Annotated in this window: 18 protein-coding genes; 12 read left to right on the forward strand and 6 right to left on the reverse strand. The window is 45.0% G+C overall.

The genetic code is table 11. From position 1 onward, the window contains the following. Window positions 1-154 precede the first annotated feature (154 nt). The 3 genes from IQ270_RS30580 to IQ270_RS01755 all read left to right on the forward strand — a co-directional run bounded on the left by IQ270_RS30580 (window position 155) and on the right by IQ270_RS01755 (window position 4,367). Window positions 155-301, forward strand: coding sequence for a hypothetical protein (locus tag IQ270_RS30580; protein ID WP_228056000.1), 147 nt, complete (start codon window positions 155-157; stop codon window positions 299-301). 39 nt (window positions 302-340) lie between these two features. Further along, on the forward strand, window positions 341-1,267 hold the full coding sequence (locus IQ270_RS01750) for a vitamin K epoxide reductase family protein (RefSeq protein WP_193971378.1): 927 nt from the start codon (window positions 341-343) through the stop codon (window positions 1,265-1,267). Window positions 1,268-2,228: 961 nt separating this feature from the next. Continuing rightward, on the forward strand, window positions 2,229-4,367 hold the full coding sequence (locus IQ270_RS01755) for a CHASE2 domain-containing protein (protein ID WP_193971380.1): 2,139 nt from the start codon (window positions 2,229-2,231) through the stop codon (window positions 4,365-4,367). A gap of 303 nt (window positions 4,368-4,670) precedes the next feature. Here the strand turns inward: IQ270_RS01755 and IQ270_RS01760 are convergent, their stop codons facing one another. Next, complete coding sequence (locus IQ270_RS01760) at window positions 4,671-5,126, reverse strand: aspartyl protease (RefSeq protein ID WP_193971382.1); 456 nt, start codon at window positions 5,124-5,126, stop codon at window positions 4,671-4,673. Window positions 5,127-5,245: 119 nt separating this feature from the next. On the opposite strand from IQ270_RS01760, the gene IQ270_RS01765 reads away from it, so the two are divergent. The 3 genes from IQ270_RS01765 (at window position 5,246) to IQ270_RS30590 (ending at window position 7,778) form a co-directional block, all read left to right on the forward strand. Beyond that, a complete protein-coding gene (locus IQ270_RS01765; RefSeq protein ID WP_193971384.1) occupies window positions 5,246-6,541 on the forward strand; it encodes a pentapeptide repeat-containing protein in 1,296 nt (431 codons plus the stop codon). A gap of 266 nt (window positions 6,542-6,807) precedes the next feature. Beyond that, entirely contained in the window at window positions 6,808-7,281 is a 474-nt protein-coding gene (locus tag IQ270_RS30585; RefSeq protein WP_339384209.1) for a mannosyltransferase family protein, read from the forward strand. Window positions 7,282-7,298: 17 nt separating this feature from the next. After that, window positions 7,299-7,778, forward strand: a complete 480-nt coding sequence (locus IQ270_RS30590; RefSeq protein ID WP_228056001.1) for a hypothetical protein — start codon at window positions 7,299-7,301, stop codon at window positions 7,776-7,778. Window positions 7,779-7,820: 42 nt separating this feature from the next. On the opposite strand, the gene IQ270_RS01775 is transcribed toward IQ270_RS30590, so the two are convergent. After that, complete coding sequence (locus IQ270_RS01775; RefSeq protein ID WP_193971386.1) at window positions 7,821-8,444, reverse strand: TenA family protein; 624 nt, start codon at window positions 8,442-8,444, stop codon at window positions 7,821-7,823. 288 nt (window positions 8,445-8,732) lie between these two features. Here IQ270_RS01775 and IQ270_RS01780 point away from each other — a divergent pair, with 288 nt between their 5' ends. Further along, window positions 8,733-9,695, forward strand: coding sequence for a glycosyltransferase family 2 protein (locus tag IQ270_RS01780; RefSeq protein ID WP_193971388.1), 963 nt, complete (start codon window positions 8,733-8,735; stop codon window positions 9,693-9,695). A 229-nt stretch (window positions 9,696-9,924) separates the two neighbouring features. Next, window positions 9,925-10,524 carry a glutathione S-transferase family protein gene (locus IQ270_RS01785; protein WP_193971390.1) on the forward strand — a complete coding sequence of 200 codons (600 nt, stop codon included), beginning with the start codon at window positions 9,925-9,927 and terminating at the stop codon, window positions 10,522-10,524. Window positions 10,525-10,592: 68 nt separating this feature from the next. On the opposite strand, the gene IQ270_RS01790 is transcribed toward IQ270_RS01785, so the two are convergent. Both IQ270_RS01790 and IQ270_RS01795 read right to left on the reverse strand, forming a co-directional pair. Next, window positions 10,593-11,501, reverse strand: a complete 909-nt coding sequence (locus IQ270_RS01790; protein WP_193971392.1) for a DMT family transporter — start codon at window positions 11,499-11,501, stop codon at window positions 10,593-10,595. Between the two features lie 190 nt (window positions 11,502-11,691). Further along, a complete protein-coding gene (locus IQ270_RS01795) occupies window positions 11,692-12,705 on the reverse strand; it encodes a Gfo/Idh/MocA family protein (RefSeq protein ID WP_193971394.1) in 1,014 nt (337 codons plus the stop codon). A 440-nt stretch (window positions 12,706-13,145) separates the two neighbouring features. On the opposite strand from IQ270_RS01795, the gene IQ270_RS01800 reads away from it, so the two are divergent. Further along, window positions 13,146-13,445 (forward strand): ferredoxin, encoded by a 300-nt coding sequence (locus IQ270_RS01800; protein WP_193971396.1) that lies wholly within the window; start codon window positions 13,146-13,148, stop codon window positions 13,443-13,445. A 225-nt stretch (window positions 13,446-13,670) separates the two neighbouring features. On the opposite strand, the gene IQ270_RS01805 is transcribed toward IQ270_RS01800, so the two are convergent. Both IQ270_RS01805 and IQ270_RS01810 read right to left on the reverse strand, forming a co-directional pair. Next, window positions 13,671-15,329: a SpoIID/LytB domain-containing protein gene (locus tag IQ270_RS01805; RefSeq protein WP_193971398.1), complete on the reverse strand. Its 1,659-nt coding sequence runs from the start codon at window positions 15,327-15,329 to the stop codon at window positions 13,671-13,673. Window positions 15,330-15,920: 591 nt separating this feature from the next. Continuing rightward, a complete protein-coding gene (locus IQ270_RS01810) occupies window positions 15,921-17,294 on the reverse strand; it encodes an NB-ARC domain-containing protein (protein WP_193971400.1) in 1,374 nt (457 codons plus the stop codon). A 250-nt stretch (window positions 17,295-17,544) separates the two neighbouring features. On the opposite strand from IQ270_RS01810, the gene IQ270_RS01815 reads away from it, so the two are divergent. The 3 genes from IQ270_RS01815 to IQ270_RS01825 all read left to right on the forward strand — a co-directional run bounded on the left by IQ270_RS01815 (window position 17,545) and on the right by IQ270_RS01825 (window position 19,838). Further along, complete coding sequence (locus IQ270_RS01815; protein ID WP_193971402.1) at window positions 17,545-17,946, forward strand: hypothetical protein; 402 nt, start codon at window positions 17,545-17,547, stop codon at window positions 17,944-17,946. An 81-nt stretch (window positions 17,947-18,027) separates the two neighbouring features. Further along, window positions 18,028-18,717, forward strand: coding sequence for a C39 family peptidase (locus IQ270_RS01820; protein ID WP_228056002.1), 690 nt, complete (start codon window positions 18,028-18,030; stop codon window positions 18,715-18,717). Then, window positions 18,717-19,838 (forward strand): hypothetical protein, encoded by a 1,122-nt coding sequence (locus IQ270_RS01825; RefSeq protein WP_193971404.1) that lies wholly within the window; start codon window positions 18,717-18,719, stop codon window positions 19,836-19,838. Before IQ270_RS01820 ends, IQ270_RS01825 begins: the two co-directional genes overlap by 1 nt. Window positions 19,839-19,861: the final 23 nt, after the last annotated feature.

Below are 19,861 nucleotides of genomic sequence, written 5' to 3' on the forward strand. Positions count from 1 at the left end.
TAAGTTGTTAGTTGTTAGTTGTTAGTTGTTATTAGTTATTTGTCAATAGTTCATAGTTAAAAGTTATTAGTTATTAGTTGTTAGTCAATAGTTAATAGTTAATAGTTGTTAGTTGTTAGTTGTTAGTTGATAGTTGTTAGTTGTTAGTTGTTAGTTGTTAGTTGGCAACAGCCCACAGTTAACAGTCAACAGTCAACAGTTAACAGTCAACAGTCAACAGTCAACAGTCAACAGTCAACAGTTAACAGTCAACAGCCAACAGTCAACAGCCAACAGCCAACAGCCAACAGCCAACAGTTAACAGTCAACAATCAACACTCAACAATTAACAATCAAAAAAATGATTCGCCGACGTTCAACCCCTTGGATTCATCGCTGGTCTAGGACTGTGATGGCAGCGATCGCAGCCATCGGCGTTCTAGAAACGGCCTATCTGACGATCGCTAAATTCACGACAGGTTCAGTCATTTGTCCCACCAGCGGCTGCGACAAAGTGCTCAACAGTCCCTACGCTACCGTATGGGGCACAGTGCCTTTAAGTTTATTAGGTTGTCTGGCATACCTGAGCATCGCAATTCTGGCCTTAGCTCCCAAAGCCGTCAATCCCGACACCAACAAACGGCTGCATTCTCAACTAGAAAACTGGACTTGGCAAGCCCTATTTATCATCACCGCTGCGATGATAATTTTCAGCAGCTATTTGATGTATTTGATGGCTTTTGAGATTCAGGATTTTTGCATTTACTGCATCAGTTCCGCCATATTTTCCCTGTCGCTGTTCGTGCTGGTGCTAGTGGGCCGCGAGTGGGAAGATATCGGACAGTTGGTGTTTACAGGCATTTTGGTGGTGATGGTAAGTTCGATCGGCGCTTTGGGACTGTACAACAGCGTCAGTTCGCCTGCGACTTTTGTTTCTTCTACCCCCGGAATTCTACCCCCTGCCGTCACCACAACCTCCGGCCCGGCACAAATTGCTTTAGCCCGCCACCTCCGACAAATTGGCGCTAAAGAATACGGCGCTTACTGGTGTCCCCACTGCCACGATCAAAAAATGCTGTTCGGCAAAGAAGCAGCCAAAATAATTGATTATTTTGAATGCGATCCTAGGGGGCAAAATTCCCGCGCTGAAATTTGCCAAGCTGCTGCTGCGAATGTTAAAGGTTTCCCGACTTGGGAGATTAATGGTCAGTTTTATTCGGGGACACAGAAATTGGATAAACTCGCTGAGTTATCCGGTTACACTGGCCCGCGCAACTTTCAAAACTGACAGGAAAGTTTGAGATTTTAGAGGGCAGATTTTAGATTTTTAGTGCAGGAAACACATCCCGGTTTTTAAGTCGGTTTATCACTGTCTCGTTCTGGCAAATAAATCTAAAATCTCGCATCTAAAATCCCTACAAAACCTAGTAAAAGTTATACCATTTTCATAAAATATTGCTATATTAGTATTTTTTTAGACCTCGAACTTGATGCATAATTCGTATTTGTAGCTGCACTTTATGCAATTTCTATTGCATACCCCCCTTTATGATTGATTGAACCGCGAAGACGCAAAGAACGCGAAGATAAGAGAAAAAAACGGAGTTGTCAGATAAATGGGGTGGCAAATTAGAATTTGGTAGGATCCCATTTTCATAAAATATTGCTATATTTAGTATTTTTTTTAGACGTCGAACTTGATGCGGGATAATTCGTATTTGTAGCTGCACTTTATGCAATGGGCATTAGTTATATCGGAGAAGTTTAAAACAAGTTGTGGCTCTCTAATATAATCGGCGAATATAATCATCCTCGCATCATTTGTATAGTTTATTAGGTAGGGTTGTCCCGATCGCGGGTAGGCACTCTTAGCACTACCCCTACAAATTAGACCTCTTGCAAAAATAATTAGGACGGGCTCTCCGGCCCATCCCACAAGAGTTATCTTTTCTGGTGGGATGGGCCCGAGAACCCGTCCGATCAATTGATGAAAAGGATTTTTGCAAGAAATCTATTTTGTGCATCCTGCAAGGATTGCTATAAATAATAGGACTTTTATACAAAAATTCTCAGCATCGGGTTTCAGCTTCGAGACTCATTGGTGAAATGCTATATTTTGGTCGAGAAACCCGGTTTCTGCTGTTGCAGCCCGATCGCCCTCACCGAAAAATCTAAACATCTAAAAATCAAAAATCTCTAGTCGATAGATCGCCCCGAAGATATAAAAGCTATATGTAGTAGTAGCTTAAATGCTTGAAGGGCGAGGCAAAAATTCCCAAAATATGCTAAAAACTATCAAAAAATGGGTCGATCGAGAACGCCGAGTATTGATAACTGCCAGTGCAGTTGCCGGTACGGTGATTGTACTGCGCTGGTGCGGATTTTTGCAGGTGGGGGAATGGACTGCTTTCGACCGCTTTGTCCGCTGGCGGCCAGCCGAATCTATTGACTCGCGCATCACCATTGTCGAAATCAAAGAAGCTGACTTGCAAAAATACGGCTACCCAATTTCTGATGCTGTATTGGCCCAATTGCTGCAAAAATTGCACGCTGCTTCGCCGCGGGCGATCGGCCTCGACGTTTACCGAGATTTGCCAACTCAACCCGGTAACGCTCAATTGCTCAAAACTTTGAAAACTATTCCCAACTTAATCGGCATTGAGTTGATGCCAGACGAAACCAGGATCGGAGTTGGGCCGCCTCCGGTACTTGACAAGCTCGATCGAATCGGTTTCAACAACGTTGTCATAGACGCTGACGGTAAAGTGCGCCGAACTTTGCTCTACGCTTGGCCTGGAGACGGCAAAACTCATCAAAGCTTCGCGCTCAAACTGGCTTTGCTTTACCTCGATCGCGAAGGGATTTCCCCTCAACCAGCCACAGTCAATCCTAAATACTTGCAGTTAGGCAAGGGGGTGTTTCGACCTTTTGAGCCGAACGATGGTGCTTACGTTCGAGCTGACAGCCGCGGCTATCAAATTCTTGCCAATCTGCGCGGCCCGATCGGCAGTTTCCGCACAGTATCGATGAGCGACGTGCTTTCTGATAAAGTACCGGCCGATTTTGTGCGATCGCGCGCTGTCTTGATCGGCTCAAATGCCGCCAGCCTCAAAGACTTTTACCAAAATGCTTACAGTTCCGGTTTGTTTGCTTCTCCCCAGCAAATACCGGGAGTCGAGCTTCAGGCTCATTTCTTGAGCCAAATTTTGAGTGCTGCTCTCGACGGGCGCAGGGGTATCAATGTCTGGCCCGAGGCCGCAGAGTTGCTGTGGATTTTACTGTGGTCTTGGACGGGAGCAAGTGTGAGCTGGAAGTTGCGATCCCTAGGGCGATCGGCTTGGTGTTTGTTAAGTATCTGTCTCGGTCTGAGTGCCAGTTTATACTTAGCCTTTTTAGCCGGTTGGTGGCTGCCCTTAATTCCTGCAATCCTCAGTCTTTTGGGTTCTGGCGTCGCAGTTGTCTGTTATCTGGCTCACTTGCAAGAAGAACTAAAACGCTCTAAAGAATTCTTGCAATCGCTCATCGATACAATTCCTGACCCGATTTTTGTCAAAGATATAAATCACCGCTCGGTTGTTTTGAATCAGGCATATTGTCGGTTTATCGGCTATCCTTTGGCAATTTTAACCTGCCGCACAGATTACGATTTATTTCCCCAAGCCGAAGCAGATATATTTTGGCAGCAAGACGAATTAGTATTGCAAACTCACCAGCCGGGAGAAAATGAAGAATATTTTACCGACGCTCACGGAATTACGCATTTGATTGCAACCAAAAGAACACTCCACAAAGATGCTGCCGGCAACCTATTTTTAGTCGGAGCAATCAGAGATATTACCGAGCGCAAACTCCGGGAAGAGGCCTTAGAACAAAAAAATGCTGAACTCAGCCACCAAGCTTATCACGATGCTCTCACGGGTTTGCCCAACCGCAAAATGTTTTACGAATGTTTGCATCAGTCTCTAGAAAGAGCCTCCAGCAATCAAGACTTAGTAGCTTTACTGTTTTTAGATTTAGATGGATTTAAGTCCATCAACGACACTCTCGGACACAATCTGGGTGATTTGCTCTTAAAAGCAGTTGCCAGTAGGCTCAAAAAATGTTTGCGTGGTAGCGATATTATCTCGCGGTTGGGCGGCGACGAGTTCACAGTAATTCTGCCGGCAATTCCCGGTCACGAGGAAGCTGCGAAAGTAGCTGAAAAAATTTGCGAGGCCATCGTGCAGCCTTTTATTTTAGAAGAACATACAGTTTATGTAACTACAAGTGTTGGGATTAGTTTGTATCCTATTGACGGTCAAGAGTCAGATATTTTAGTCAAAAATGCCGATGCTGCGATGTATCGTGCTAAGGAAGGCGGGAAAAATCAATATCAATTTGTTGAGTAATTTGTCATCTGTGATCATTTAAGCTGTAATTAGAGGCTATCATGAACTTTTCGTGAGAATTTAATCTAATATCTGTTAATAGGTAATGGCTAATGGATAAAACCGATTTCATAATATATTGCTATAGTTAGTATATTTGTTTGAGAAAACAAAATTGCTGCGACAGAAATCTTATAGCGGTTTTCAAGCGTTGTCAGGTATGCCCTGCGCGGGCCTGTTTGGCCATGTCCGATGCCCTATACCCACTCCTAGTACCTCATGTTACGCTCGAAAGGCTATATCTGCGGTATCTTATGAAATAGACTAACCCATCAGATATGTTTGCTGATTGTTCATCGGCAATACTCGCAACCGTCGATTTTTTAAATCTGGTTCTAAGCCGAGTTCTTCCATTGGAATCACGCCCAACAAAACAGCCGAAACGCCTTCGGGCAATTCTAAACAATCAAATCTGCCTTCTCTCCCCTCTACAATAATTTGAGCGTCGGCAAAAATTCTACCTTTTTTGATGCCAGCCGATGTTTCTACGTCTCTTTCTCCTACTTGTATTAAGCCTAGCTCGCTAATAATGCGAGCTGGCAAAGAAAGCAGAGTTGCTCCGGTATCGACAACAACGTTACCCAGGGTAACAAAGCGAACTTCCTCAGCAGAAATAAATCCCCGTTCGGCCATAACTCGATCGATGCGATTCGTGACGGTGATTGTAGTGATTACTTGACCCATTTGTTTTGCTGGCAGATTCGGGAGTACGAGGGTCATAGTATGTTACCTCTTTGAGTGTAATTAATGGATATTTCTATTGTAATGCTATCTAGAATTATGCTTAGTTCGTTAAAATCGTTTTAATGACCGCCCAAAATTAGAATCCGCCTCAACGCATGACACCAGAACCAAACTCTTCTCAACCCAATCCCCGCGAATCTAACGTCAGTGTAGAAAGTCCTAACGGTGCAATCCCTCCTGCGCCGCCTGAACCCGCGACAATCGTTGCTACTGCTGAACCGGAAAAACCGCAGCCCTCGACTTCAACCCGCAAGGTTTTTGCGCGACCGCAGCAGCCGGCCCAAACGACTACTGAAATGTCGGCGTCAGTGCTGACGCTGGGGTCGATCGCAGCGATGATTTTTGGACTCGCTAACGACAATATTTTGCTCGGCTTAATTGGCGCCATCAGTGCGATCGGGATATCGCTGCGGCTGATGTGGCCGAGTTGGGGCAAAATCTGGTCGCAGGTAATTCCGCCGACTTGGCGCACGCTAATTGTCTCCTGCTTCGGGCTTTTAGCTGGGATTGTTGGCTTGCTGATGCTCAGCGGTACTAATACTCAACCCGGAACCCGCAACATCCAAATCAACTGGGACGCTATCGGAGCTCTCGGCGAGCTAATCGGCGCTTTGGGCCAAATTTTGATCGCAATTTTGGGCGTTTACGTGGCTTGGCGGCAGTATGTGATCTCGAAGGATTTGACGATTCAGCAAAATCGAATTACGCAGCAGCAAACGATCGATGCTTATTTTCAAGGGGTTTCCGACTTAGCGCTGGACGAACAGGGGTTTTTGGAAGATTGGCCGCAGGAAAGGGCGATCGCCGAAGGTCGCACCGCTGCGATTATGAGCAGTGTGGATGCTGAAGGTAAAGCGAAGATTCTGCGGTTTTTGTCGCAGTCGAGATTGGTGACTCCTCTGAAGCGCGATCGGCTTTTGGGCCGCCCAATCCTTGACGGCGACGGCGGCTACGCTGAAGACAGAGATCACGGCATCCGCGTTATCGATCTCAATGTCATGTTAGCCGGTGCTGACCTGGCTGGCACTGATTTGCGGTGGACGGACTTGAGCGAAGCCAACCTTGTCCGCGCCAATCTCAGCAAATGCGATTTAGTCAAAGCCAACATCTCGCGCGCTGTCTTGTACGATGCCAATCTTGCTCGCGCCGATCTCAGGGCCGCGAAAGTATTCTACGGGAAGGCAGAAACGGCATCTCCCCGCAGCCGTACCGAATTTGCCAACTATGAAACGGGCGAATATACTGGCGCTGTGGTGGAACGCGCTGATTTCACTGCTGTCAAGCGACTCTCAGATGAGCAGCGCTATTACTGCTGCGCTTGGTGCGGCTCGCAGTCGAGAGAGACTATTCCCGGCGGCTGTGAAGGGATTCCCAATAAGCTCGGACGCTAAAATTAGCAGTAGCGCTGTACTTACCTATATATTTGGCGATCGCGCTCGCAGCGGACTCTACTTTAACTTAAAATCTACAGTCGGGCGCTTTTTTACCGATGACAAATACTGATTTAGAGCTAGAAGTAAATCCGCGTCGAGAACGCAACAAAAGCAGGGACGGGTAAATTTTTGTAATTGCTATGTGGTTGCTGAGTCGATCGATAATTGCGATCGGGATGCAGCTAATTGCTCCTTTAGTCTCCAAGAACCCGCCAGTGTAGGCGATTGGACCGCCTCTCGGTTTTGTCAGCGGCTTCCTTCCCAAAAGCGGCTGGGAACTTTTTTCGCACTGGGACGGTAAATGGTACGTCGAAATCGCTACTCTAGGCTATAGCTATGCAGATGACGGGGAACACCATTCTGTGGCTTTTTATCCGCTGTTTCCTTTGCTGATGCGCGGGTTGACAACTCTGGGAATGCAAGTGGAAGTAGCAGGGGTACTCATCAATAGTTTGGCATTTCTGAGTGCATTAGTTCTGGTCTACTTTTGGGTAGAGCAGCGATACGATACCCGTGCAGCTAAGTGGACAACTTCTGTGCTTGCATGGTGTCCGTTTTCGCTATTTTGTACTGTCATATATACAGAAGGATTGTTTTTGTTGCTGACAGCATCGGCTTTGCGAGCTTTTGAGAGAGGCGAGTATATTTGGGCGACTGTTTGGGGAGCTTTGACGACTGCGACTAGGGGCCCGGAGTAGCGCTGATACCTACTTTTTTGCTGACAGCTTGGAGGGAAAAAAGACCTCCCCTCGCTGATGTTGCGGGTTTAGGTAGCGCGATCGGGTTTTGTTCATTTAGCTTATATTGTGCTATTGCTTTTGGAGATGCTTTAGCATTTGTTCACGTCCAAAAAGCCTGGTTTCAGCCTACTTGGTTGGACATATTTAAGGACTTTTTCAATTTCCGCTTGCAAGCTGTTAGTAAGATTGTAATGATTGTGGGCGGTGGCTATTTGTTGTGGTATTTGCGAAAAAGGCTGAGTATTACACTCCTCTGCTTCGGTTTTTGCTCTTTAGCGCTACTGATAAACTCCGGTGCTCTCCAATCTGTTCACCGGTACGCTTACGGTATTGTGTCGCTCTCTATCGGACTCGGTTTGGTTTTGAGCAGTCACCATCGCTGGGGATACGCTGTTATGACATTATTTGCTACATTTCTGCTGTATATGGCTGTTAAATTTGCTGCGTGGGGGTAGGTAGCCTCAGATAGTTATCCATATCTTTTGCAGCAACTTAATTTACTTTACTTCCTGCGCTGCCTGAAAAAAGTCTCTTTCGCACAGCATAGCGTAGCGGTAGGTTGCTGCAACTTCTGGCGCTGTCTCGGCATAGCGATCGACCAAACTTTCCAATTGTTTTGCTAAAATCTCAAACTCAGGGCTGCTATAGGTAGAAATCCAGTCGCTAAAAGCGTGTTCCGGTATATTAGGTTTAGCTAACTGCTGTCCCAAAAAAGCATACAATCGCAAACAAGGAGTCATCGCCGCTGCTGTCAAACCTACACCGCTTCCCCAGGCTGTCGCTAATAAAAAATCAGTGTAGCGACGGGTAGTAATTCCCGGTTTTGTCTTTTGCAAGTTTACACCCCATTTTGCTGCATATCCTTGATGCAAGCGAAGTTCTTCTAAAACACCGCTGCCGAGATTATGGAGAATTTCAAACCCCTCCCAGTCTGGTGCTTTTGCCGCAGCAATACTGTAAGCGCGGGCGAACGCTTCCAAAAAAAATGCGTCTTGTGCAACGTAATATGCAAAACTCTTTTGAGAAAGGCTGCCGTCAGCAATGCCTCTAACAAACGGATGTTGCAGACAAGCTTCGCTTAAGTCTCGATTTGCTTGCCACAGATCATTGGAATTTCTCATACAGTTTTGAATCGAGCGGTGACGGTTGTAATTTTTTTAGTTGGACTGAACATATATGATAACAGATAATTTCTCTGGGCTGGCATCTGTCTGATTTAGGGTTTTATTTTTTGAATCAAAAAAAATTATAAGTGTTGGTACGCTGCTATTCTGTCAGCGGCTGTTCCGGGTTCGACGAACGAAATTACGCGCCGAAGCTCTTCCTCTCTAAGGAATCCGCCAGCGTATTGGTAAAATATCAAATCTTAATTTAACAATTAAAAATCCATTTTTTTAACTGAAACTGCGATGAACCGTACACCCAAGTATTCCTTGATAATTCCCATCTATAACGAAGCCGAAAATCTCCCTGAATTGTATCGGCGAATGGGCGCTGTGATGGAGCGCATGGACGGCCCAGTAGAATTAATTTTAATCAATGATGGCAGCCGCGATCGCTCTTTGGAAATTTTGCGAGAATTGCACGAACAAGACTCGCGAATTTGTTACCTCAGTTTTGCCCGCAATTTCGGCCACCAAATAGCTGTAACTGCTGGTTTAAACTTTTCTAGCGGTCAAGTTGCAATCATCATGGACGGCGATTTGCAAGACCCGCCAGAGCTAGTTTTAGATATGATAGAACAGTGGCGGCTCGGGTATCAAGTTGTTTATGCCCAGCGCACTCATCGCCGTCAAGAAAGTTGGTTTAAACGGTTTCCAGCTTATCTGTATTATCGCATTTTGCGGAATCTTGCTGATGTTGATATTCCCCTAGATACGGGAGATTTTTGTTTGATGGATAGGTGCGTGGTAAATGTGCTCAATGCCATGCCCGAACGCAACCGTTATATTCGGGGACTGCGCGCTTGGATTGGTTTTAAACAAACTGCTGTTAAGTTTGAACGAGATCCGCGCTTTGCTGGCGATGTTAAGTATACCTTCAGCAAATCTTTTGCTTTGGCGATGAACGGTTTAGTGTCTTTTTCAACAGTTCCTCTGCAACTGTCGATTTATTTGGGTTTGTTTTCGGCTTTGGTGTCTGTTTTAATGGCTTTTTTGGTTTTGTACTGGCGTCTTTTTTCTTCGGGTAAGGCCTTAACTGGTTTGACCATTATCATTATGGCGGTTTTCTTTTTGGGTGCGGTGCAGTTGGTCAGTATTGGGATTTTGGGTCAGTATATCGGGCGGATTTACGAGGAGGTGAAGGGGAGGCCGCTTTATACGCTGGCTGAAGTGGTTGGTTTTGGCGATCGCCCAAAGCCATCTAAATAATTTTAGCAAACAACAATTAACTAATTGTGCCTAAATTCTCTGAATTCATGATATAATTTAACACCATAAAATCTTCTCATAGCAAATCCGGGGAAGAAAACCCTTGACCTTCCATGAATGCGTAGGGTGCGTCGCCACGAATAATTCCTGCGGATGGCAAATATTACCCTGCGACGCACCATATTACACGATAAAGGGGATAGGAAACCCGGACTTAGTATCAAGACTCATGTTTAAACTTTACGAATATTCTCCGTCAGGCAATTGCTACAAAGTTCGCTTGCTTTTAACTCAGCTCAATATTCCGTTCGATCGCACAGAAATTAATATTCTCCAAAAACAAAGCCGCACACCCGAATTTTTGGTCAAAAATCCTAACGGGCGCATTCCTGTTTTAGAGATTGCACCGGGTAAGTTTCTGTTTGAATCGAATGCAATTATGTTTTACTTGAGCGAAAAAACTGAGTTTTTTCCCAGCGATAAATTGGAACGCGCTTTAGTGATGCAGTGGTTATTTTTTGAGCAGTACAGTCACGAACCTTACATTGCAACTTCCAGATTTTGGATTTCTGTGTTGGGCAAAGCTGAGGAATATCAAGAAGCACTTCAACAAAAACAAGCACCGGGTTATGCTGCTTTGGGGGTGATGGAACAGCATTTAGAAAAAAATGACTTTTTTGTAGGCGATCGCTATTCTATTGCTGATATTGGTTTATTTGCTTACACTCACGTTGCTGGCGAAGGCGGATTTAATTTGACTCGGTTTCCGGCAATTCAAAATTGGATCGATCGAGTTAAAAATCAGCCTCGATATATCAGCATTACATGAATCTAGGGTGCAGCGTTGAACTTTACCTAATTTAAGCGATGAAAAGCCACAAAAAAAATTAGTTCCCATCATAAATCTGCTGCTTGTTTAATTGATGCTTTTTTCCCCGCTGCTACACTCGCAACAACTAAACAAGCGCTGCCCAGGGCGATCGGCTGCACAGTTTCACCAAGCAAAATTGCCGATGCCAGCAGAGTTAAAAATGGTTGCAATAGCTGCATTTGCCCTACCCGGGCAACTCCGCCAACAGCCATCCCCTCATACCAGGCAAAAAATGCTAGAAATTGACTGATAATAGCCACATAGGCAAAACCCAACCATGCCGTCGGTGCAGCTATTAATCCATGTTTTAAAACCACAAGTATTGTAGGCAAAATCTCGAATGGAGCAATAATTATCAATGCCCAACAAATTACTTGCCACCCACCTAAAGTCTTAGCTAATTGCCCACCTTCGGCGTAACCAAAGGCAGCAGCAATGACTGATCCAAATAAAGCTAAATCTGCGGGTTGGAGTTGCCCTGCACCGGTAATAATTCCAAAACCAACAACGGTTAGACTCCCGGCGATACTAGCAAGCCAAAAACTAAAAGATGGTCGATCGCCCGATCGCAAAACTCCCCCTAGTGCTGTTGCTAAGGGCAACAATCCCAATACCACAGCACCGTGGGCGGCAGGTACTTGCTGCATTGCCCAAGCCGATAGTAGCGGAAATCCGAGCACGACTCCCAATCCGACAGCTAATAAACTCCACAATTGCTGTTTGGAGGGAATAGGTTGATGTGTTATCCGCAGAGTAAAGGCTGCTAGTATCGCTGCTACTAATCCGCGCCCTAAACCTACAAGAATAGGGTCTAAATCATGCACTGCGGCTCTGGTTGCTGGCAGTGTTAAGCTGAATCCAACTACGCCTAGAAAACCGTAAATTAGCCCGATTGTTTCTGGATCGAATTGATGATATTTTGCCTGTAATTTCATTGTAAAAATTATTGCTATAATTTTTGATATTTGTGTGTTTGTTCTAGCCATGTGCAAGGTGCGTCGCTGTGATATTGTCTGTTAAATTTAGGCACTTTTCATGGCGACACACCATACAAATATTGTTGCAGTAAATTATCTGCGTTTATCTGCTTTGAATCTGCGGTTGACTCTCTAAGAGACTGAAGAGTTATGAATTGTCGATCGCCAATGTTTGACCAGTTTGGCTCGATCGCCTCGCAGCATCCGCTACCTTCAAGGCGTACAAACTACTGCTATTATGTACGTACAAAGGCGTACCGTTTAGCAAGCTGTCTAACACCATCTCCGTATCTTTGGCAAACAAACCGCGCCGCGTTCCTACTTTGATGTTTTGTCGATTTTCTCCCTGAATTAATTGACCGGATTCGGGAGTAAAAATCAGTGTTCCTGCTTCTCCATAGATAGTAAAAATGTTTTCCGACTGCCAAAAAGTCTCTCCTTTTCCATAAACAGCTTCAGCGATAACGCCATTAGCAAAGCGTAACTGTGCGTTGCACAAACAAGCTTTGTAAAAATCCGGCTGAGTGTCCCAAAATTGAGCTTGGCAATTAACGCTTGTCGCTGCCCCGAACAAATTAGTAAATCGGTGCAGTCGAGAAATTGCACCGATTAATGGAAAACCAAAGAGGGAATGTTGAAAAGTCCAGCGTTCAGGTACGCTACGCTGATGGGTAATAGTCACGTAGCGGGCATAAAAAACTTTACCGACTGAGGGCAAAGATTCTTTGATTGAGGAGTGCAAACCGCCTAGCAGTTCGATGTGTTCGACATGGAGGAGTTTTTGCTTTTGGGCGGCAAGTTCGATCGCCCTTTCGGCTTCAGATACGTCTAAAGATAGAGGATATTCGACCACAACGTGCTTGTCATTTTCCAGTGCCGCCAGGACGATTGCTCCGTGATCCCGGTTCACCGTACAGACGATTACCAAATCTAAATCGTCTCTTTCTACCAGCTTGCGCCAAGAAACCGCAGCTTCGGCGCCGAATGTTTGACAAAATTCTGCGGTTTTCTCCTGGTTGTGGCCGGCAACTGCTACCAAGTTCGATCGCGCGTCAGCTACCAGCGTCTGGGCCCTCAACCTAGCCGCAAAGCCAGTACCGACAATCCCGACGCGAATTGGGGAATTTAGGGAAAAACCAAAGCCAGTATTAATTTGAGTCATATAATTTGAGATTTTAGCCAGTTGCAGACTTGCGGTACGGGGGTTTACGGATTTTGTTGCCCAAATTTTAGGCGGATCGGACAAACTCAAGCAAGCCGGACTGAAAGTCGATCGACACACCGCACAGCAAAAAAAAGGTTTTTTGGACTGTAGGGCTCAAAACAGGATTTTTAAGAGAAACCCGGTTATTTTGCGTAAGTCTTGCGGCAACAGTATCACAGGGCTGAGTCCCGCATAGGTATAAGCAATCAAGATGAAATTAGAAAAAGTTATAACTAATCCCATTCAAATTTTTTGTAAATCAGTGTTGCAAGCTTGCTTCTTTCCCCTACTATCATAAAGGGAACGAACCTAAGAGCTAATCTCACAGCTAATAGAGCCTTGAAGGTTGCATTAGGAAAAATTATCAATATTGTTGAATTTTTGAGAGGATTTAGTGCATGGCAACTTACAAAGTTACCCTCATCAGCGAAGCCGAAGGAATCAACCAGACCATTGACGTTGATGACGATACTTACATTCTCGATGCTGCCGAAGAAGCAGGACTCGACCTGCCATACTCTTGCCGCGCTGGAGCTTGCTCCACTTGCGCCGGCAAAATCACATCAGGCGAAATTGACCAATCTGACCAATCTTTCTTGGATGACGACCAAATCGAAGCCGGATTTGTTCTGACCTGCGTCGCCTATCCTAAGTCTGATTGTACGATCGAAACTCACCAAGAAGAATCCCTTTACTAAAAAAGGATTCACAGGCGCGATTCGTTAAGTAGCCCGGTTTCTGGTTTTCGCAATTGAGCTGTTCGATCTCAATTACGTTCAGAAACCGGGATTTTTGCGTTAAAATACTGCGACATCGCCGACTCTCAATCAGCTCGTTTCCGGTTGCATCGGTATTGTTCAAACAGCGAACAGTCAACAGTCAGCAGCCAACATCAACAAAAGTGCAACCGGAATTTAGCTCAACTATTCGCGCCAAAATGTAATGGAATCATTGAGCGGCACAACTTGAGCGCCGGGAAAATAGAAGCCCAGAATTCGAGAGCCGTTCCAGCCCAAATTAGCTAAATTGTAAGAACCAGTTTGACTCATTCCCACTCCGTGTCCGAAACCGCCTCCGACAAAAGCATAACCGTTAAGAGTTTTGTCTGGATTGTAAATTGGTTCTAGGTAAAAAAGCGTGCTGATCGGCGGTAAAAAAGCATTGCGAATCTCGTCTTTTTCGATATTAATCGGACCCAACTCAGTTTGTACCCTCATTTGCAAAACTCGACCTGCGGCTGACCTTTTCACAACATCTACCTGTGTGACAGTTTGAAAATTAGCTAGCGGGTGCTTTTTATTCTGAAGATACTGTTTGAGAAACCCACCAATCGATGTTAAAGAAACTTGTTCCCGCCAGCGGAAAGTATCTTCTTTTTCCTCATTAAAGCCTTTTTTCAGAGTCATAAAGCGGCGGAAGTTGTTTTCGTCAGACAAGCTCTGCTGGGACAAATTCCAGACGTTATTAGGGGAATCCACGATCGAGCGCAAATACGGACGTTCCGGGCCGTGCCACACATCGCCAAAAGTCGCTGTCACGCCGCCGCTAGACGCGGAATAAAGCGCGTCTACGAGCTGATTTTCGTAAGTTAGTACCAAACCGCTCGTTTGGGCGATCGCCTTATCACTTTGCGGGTAAACCTCCGTCAAACCTTTATAAACTTGACAGTTAACATCAGCGCACAACTCGTAGTTATCCACAGCAAACCTCCGCAAATTTCTCAGGGCGTAGGTTCTCGCTAAAATAGTTTGAGCGATAATCGAAGCGTAAGGCGAAAAAGCCCCTATTTCGTGAGGAACTACTCCCCGCAAATAAGTTTCAGTCAGCACGTCATTAACTAAGGTATAAGTGCCGTAAGAATTTTTTTGCAGGTGCAAAGTCCCGCCATAAATGCGAGTTTGTTTAAGAACTTTTTCTGGTTCTGTAGCTGTCGCCAGTTGGGTAGTTTCTTCCAATACCTCGATCGCCTTTCGGCCCGCCGTCACGTCCAACTCATTGCGGTTGAAACGAAAGCCATTTAAAATCCAAAATGCCTGGGGTATTTGTTTGGAAACTTTCGTCTCCAAAAAAGCTGTTTTGTTACCTTGAGCTTGCAAACTTTGCAACAGCCAGCGCCGCACTATAGGAGAGTTGTAAGTATCTCTCTTAGCCCAAACTTGCCAGCGCAAAGGTTGAGCAATTTCCACATCAATACCCTGGGCGCGCCACTGATTGGCGCTATCTTCTGCACTCTCGAAACTGCGGTGGGAACTCAGAACAACTCGTTCTTCTACTAATGGCGATTCCAGAGGTTTATTAGCGATTTCTAGCTTGATGCTGGCAGCAGTTTTGGTTTCTGTGCCTTGAGGAGTTTTGTAACTTAATGTTAAGCTGTCACCAGGTAAAGCTTTCAGCGTTAGTTTATCGGTAGCTTTAGTGCCAAACCGCTGCACCACGCCAATTTTGATAAGTCTATTTTGGGGAGTTTGGGCGTATGTCGCAGGGCCAAAAATGGGCAACAGGCACAATGTGGCGAACACAGTGCGAGAAATAACGCAGCTAAACCATTTGTAACTGGGAGTTGGAGGTGTTTGAGCGAACACAGTTATCTGTCTCCAGATAGTTGAAATTTGGGAAGTTTTGATTGTACGTTAGCACATTTGGTCGCTAGTAGAGCGGAATTGCCCAAGATATGCCAGCCGTAGGGTGTGGCTCCTGCGATAAATCCCTAAAAAAAGCGACTTTTCGAGCAGCGACGCACCTAGTTTGTAGGGTGTGTCGCTTCCTATATCTTGGATAGCAACTTGCAGATTTACAGGTGGCGACGCACCTTACACGACAGATCGCCCGCGCTAGTCGTAGGGTGTGGCTCCTGCGATAAATCCCTAAAAAAAAGCGACTTTTCGAGCAGCGACGCACCTAGTTTGTAGGGTGTGTCGCTTCCTATATCTTGGATAGAACTTGCAGATTTACAGGTGGCGACGCACCTTACACGACATATCGCCCGCGCTAGTGTGTACCACACATACATGAAATATGCCATAAATCCCTAAAAAAGAGCGACTTTTCGAGTAGCGACGCACCTTGCAAAATAGTTGTGTCCTCAGAAACCGGGTTTCTGCGTAGATTTCTCGGTACTAAACGCAAAATTTCGCAGAAACCCGGTTTCTAGCCTCCCATGAGAAGCCCTGAAACTATCCAAATTTTAGGCACTGGTTTTTCACATACTCCATCAATACAGGCTGGAGTGTGAAAAGCGTTTTTTCACCTTGTTTCACTGTTTCAATTAATAAACGCCGTCCCAAGGATTGCACAGCTTGCAATAAAGATGATGGTGATAATTCGAGATTGGCTGAAATTTTTGATATTTCAACTGGTGCGGCTTCACTAGCTAACCAGAAGATCACTTGTTTTTCTGATTCAGATAGGCGATCGCACTGCTGGTACAATAGTGATTCTAAGTCACCTAAAAATAGGGTATCATAGGATAGGAATTCGGAAACGCTGCCGCCGAATAAGTCTTGAATCATTGTGGCAACTATATTTAACCATAGGGGATTGCCTCGGTAAAGGTCGATTAGTTCTAACCATTTCTCCGGTTCTGCTAAACCTTTTTCTCTGAATATTTCTTGTGCTTCCGTGCCTAAACCGTTGAGTTGCAGGGATTTGCAGGGGCGGTTTTCGCCTTCTAAGGCGGCAATTTCTCTGGGTTTTTCCCAACTCAGGAGGATGAGGCAACTGTTGTGGGATGATTCTGTTATTTGTTTGAAGAATGCGCCGTAATTTTCATAGCCTGGTTGGTAATTTCCTGCGAGTTGTCCGCTGCTGAAGATGGTTTGGATATCATCGAGGATGATGAGACAGCGGTGCGATCGTAAATAGTCGATTAAATATGGTAATTCGGTTTCTTGCTGCTGGGAGAAGAATTGAATTAAGTCGGTTTGGAGTGATGCCAGGGGTGGAGAGTTGCGGAGGCTTCGCCAGATGATCCGATCGAATTCGTGTTGAATTTGTGGGATTAGTTGGAGTGTAAGGGCGGTTTTGCCAATACCGGATAAGCCGAGGATGGTGATGAGACGGGTGCGGCCCAAAATCCAGTTTTCGAGGGTGGAAAGTTCGGATGTGCGATTATAGAATAGTGTAGGCTCAGGTGCATCGCCTAAGTCTATTCTCAATTGAAGCTTAGTTTTGCTAGAGGTTTCTTGATTGGAATTTTCTGAGTTTGGGGTTTGCTGGGATTGAGGAGAGTTGCCACAAACTTTGAACTTACCAACTTGTGCATAGTCCCCAAAATGTGATGAAACTATAGAAAATTGCCATCTTTCCACTGTGGGACGAAAGTTAGATTGATTGATGTCTTCACCTAATGTTTGTGAAAGAAGCTTCCATAATTTTGATGCTTCCTTCCTGATATGAGGGCTGCTACGGTTGCAATTTTTGGCTATTTCTGGGTATTTCTGACGTTGCCAAGTGCCGCGCAATATAGATTGTTGGATATGATCGAGGTGTTTTCCTGTTTCGGAGAACACAATGTCGTCAGCCCATTTTGCGACTTGCCGATCGTCCATAGGTCAATTAAGGGGTTGTGGTTTTGCCGATTGCTACCCTACTTTATCCTACTGTTTCCTACTTTGGCAACTAAATCCTACTATTTCCTAGTTTTTAAGCTCACAAACTTTTTAACAAATACCTACTCTATCCTACAAAAAATATTAACTTAAATTAATCAACTCAAAGATTTATGTTGTATAAAAAGTAAAGGATGCTTTTAGGGCCTCTCACACACTTTTAATCTGAAGTTGCCAAGGAGATTTCAAAATGAAAAAGTTACTGACCGCAACAGGAACAGCCATGTTACTTGCTAACATGACGATCGCCCCTGCATTTGCTGATTCACTCGCACAGCAAACTACACCAAGGCAACAACAGCAGGTTGTATTACCTGAAGGACAAATGATGAGTGATGCGGAACTAGCCCAAGTTGAAGGCGAGGTGCTATGGAAGCCCATCTTAATCGGTGCAGGAGTAGGGGCTGCTACGAATGTTGGCAAAACAGTTTGGTCTTGCCATACGCTGCCAGGAGCTCAATGTGGTTGGCAAGAGTATGCAAAGGCAGGCGCTACAGGAGCCGCTATAGGAGCGGCTGCGCCTGCCGCCAAACTAGGTGCAGCAGTTACTGTGGCCAGGCAAGCTAGATTAACATGGTTCATGCGACGGTAAATATTAGTGGGAGATGATAGCTGACTTTCGTGATTTAGCTTAATTCACAAATTGCATGGGTTGTAGCTAATATTTCAACCCATGAATTTTGATTTAGCCGATATTACTGATATTATAATAAATATGTCTAAATTTAGTATTTTTTGCTGTATTTTAAGTAATCTAGTTAACTTTTGTATTTTAGCTCAGGTCTCTTTTTCTAAGCCTATAGTTTCTTATCGTACTCTTCGCTATCAAGGAGTAATAGGTCAGACCAGCTATTACACTTGTGGCCCTGCCGCTGTAGCAACCCTACTGACTCACTACTACAGTCAACCGACAGCGGAATCTGAGATTTTAGAACTGTCAGAAAAAGCAATGGCAGGAAGCGGTAAAAGCCCAGAAGAAAAAGGAGTCACCGCTTTAGCATTAAGACAGGCTTTAGCTGATAAAGGGATTCAAGCTAGAGGGATGCGACTTACCTTAATATCATTAGCCGACTACTTTCGTAAAGGGGGAATGCCTGTTGTTTTGCACGTCACCAAACCTCAAATGCACTATGTTTTAGCAGTGGGCATTGTAGGGGATTGGGTAATTTTAGCAGATCCATCATGGGGACGGCGTGTTCAACCTCTTGGTGCTTTAGTAAACGAACAAGGTTTTAGCGGTGTAACCCTTGTACCGATTCCACCTGAAAACTTGATTTCGACTGCAAAAGAACAGCAAAGCGAAACGCTACGTTGGGCAGAATTCCGTTTAGCAAGGCTCAACTCACTGAGAAGGAAATTATAATGAAAAGAGTTGTGATTCTGCCGATCGCTTTGCTGATCTGTCAGCCGGCAGTGGCTCAAATTCCCATTGACCCCTTGCGACTACCAGACGAAGAAGCGGGAGGCTACATCTACACTTTTGGTGTCAACTACATACCAGACGGACGAGAAGGATTGGATTTCGATCCAGAAGGGAGTCCGTTCAATTTTGAGACATTCAACCAATCAATTAACTTTTCTGCTTCAGGAAGCTACAGTTTCAGTCGTAATTTAAGTATTTCAGCTAATGTCAACCCTAATTTGTTCATTGGCACAGAAAAACGCGATTTTGGCAACCGTACTGAAAAATCAACAGAAACTAACACTGACATTGGCGCTGGTTTGTCCGTAGAATACCGTGCCGATCCTGGCTCTACTCTAGACCCTCGTTTTTCAGTCGGTGTTGCTTACCCTTGGACAGTCACGGTTCAAAGTCAAGCTAGTTTAATCAGAGATCCTGTAATTGTCTTAGGTTCTCTGGGATATTCTCAACCGTTAGACTCTGCTAATAGCAGTCTGAATTTAGGAATAGGAGCGGGGTTTGTAGCAAATGAAAGAGTTAGCTTTAGCGCTTTTGGTAACTACGCCATACCCATCGGCGAGACTAATTTGCCTGTAACTTCTCTGTCATTCCGCACTGGTTATAATTTGGATGATGAAGGAAAGCAGGATATCGGGTTACGCACAACTCTTAGCGTCCGGGGTGGAGATACCAGAATAGGAGTTGGCATCGAGTGGGGAGGTCGAGGAAACATTGGTTCCAAAAGACAAAATAGCACCTCCACAAACAATCCCGAGTCAACGAATAGAAATACACCTAATGTTGTCGATCGCACACCGTCTTCTGTCCCTTCTCAATCAGTCAACTTTCCAGCCGCTCAGTCTACAAGTAATATGCCCTCTGCGAACGATTCCAACATTAGCACAAATCCTGTATTAGGAGGGAGTACAAGGGATGCTTTTCAACAACTCGATCGACGATTGCAGGAAAAAGATGTTCAGATAGAAGCTTTACAGAACCAAGTTAGACAACTTCAACAGAGTTTAGAACGTTTGCGCTGCCAGCTTCCTGAAAATCAGGAAAGTTGCCCAAAAGCGCCTTAGCCATACTAATAAGCATACTTTTT

It is taken from the genome of Microcoleus sp. LEGE 07076, from assembly GCF_015207455.1.
Classification (GTDB): domain Bacteria; phylum Cyanobacteriota; class Cyanobacteriia; order Cyanobacteriales; family Microcoleaceae; genus Microcoleus.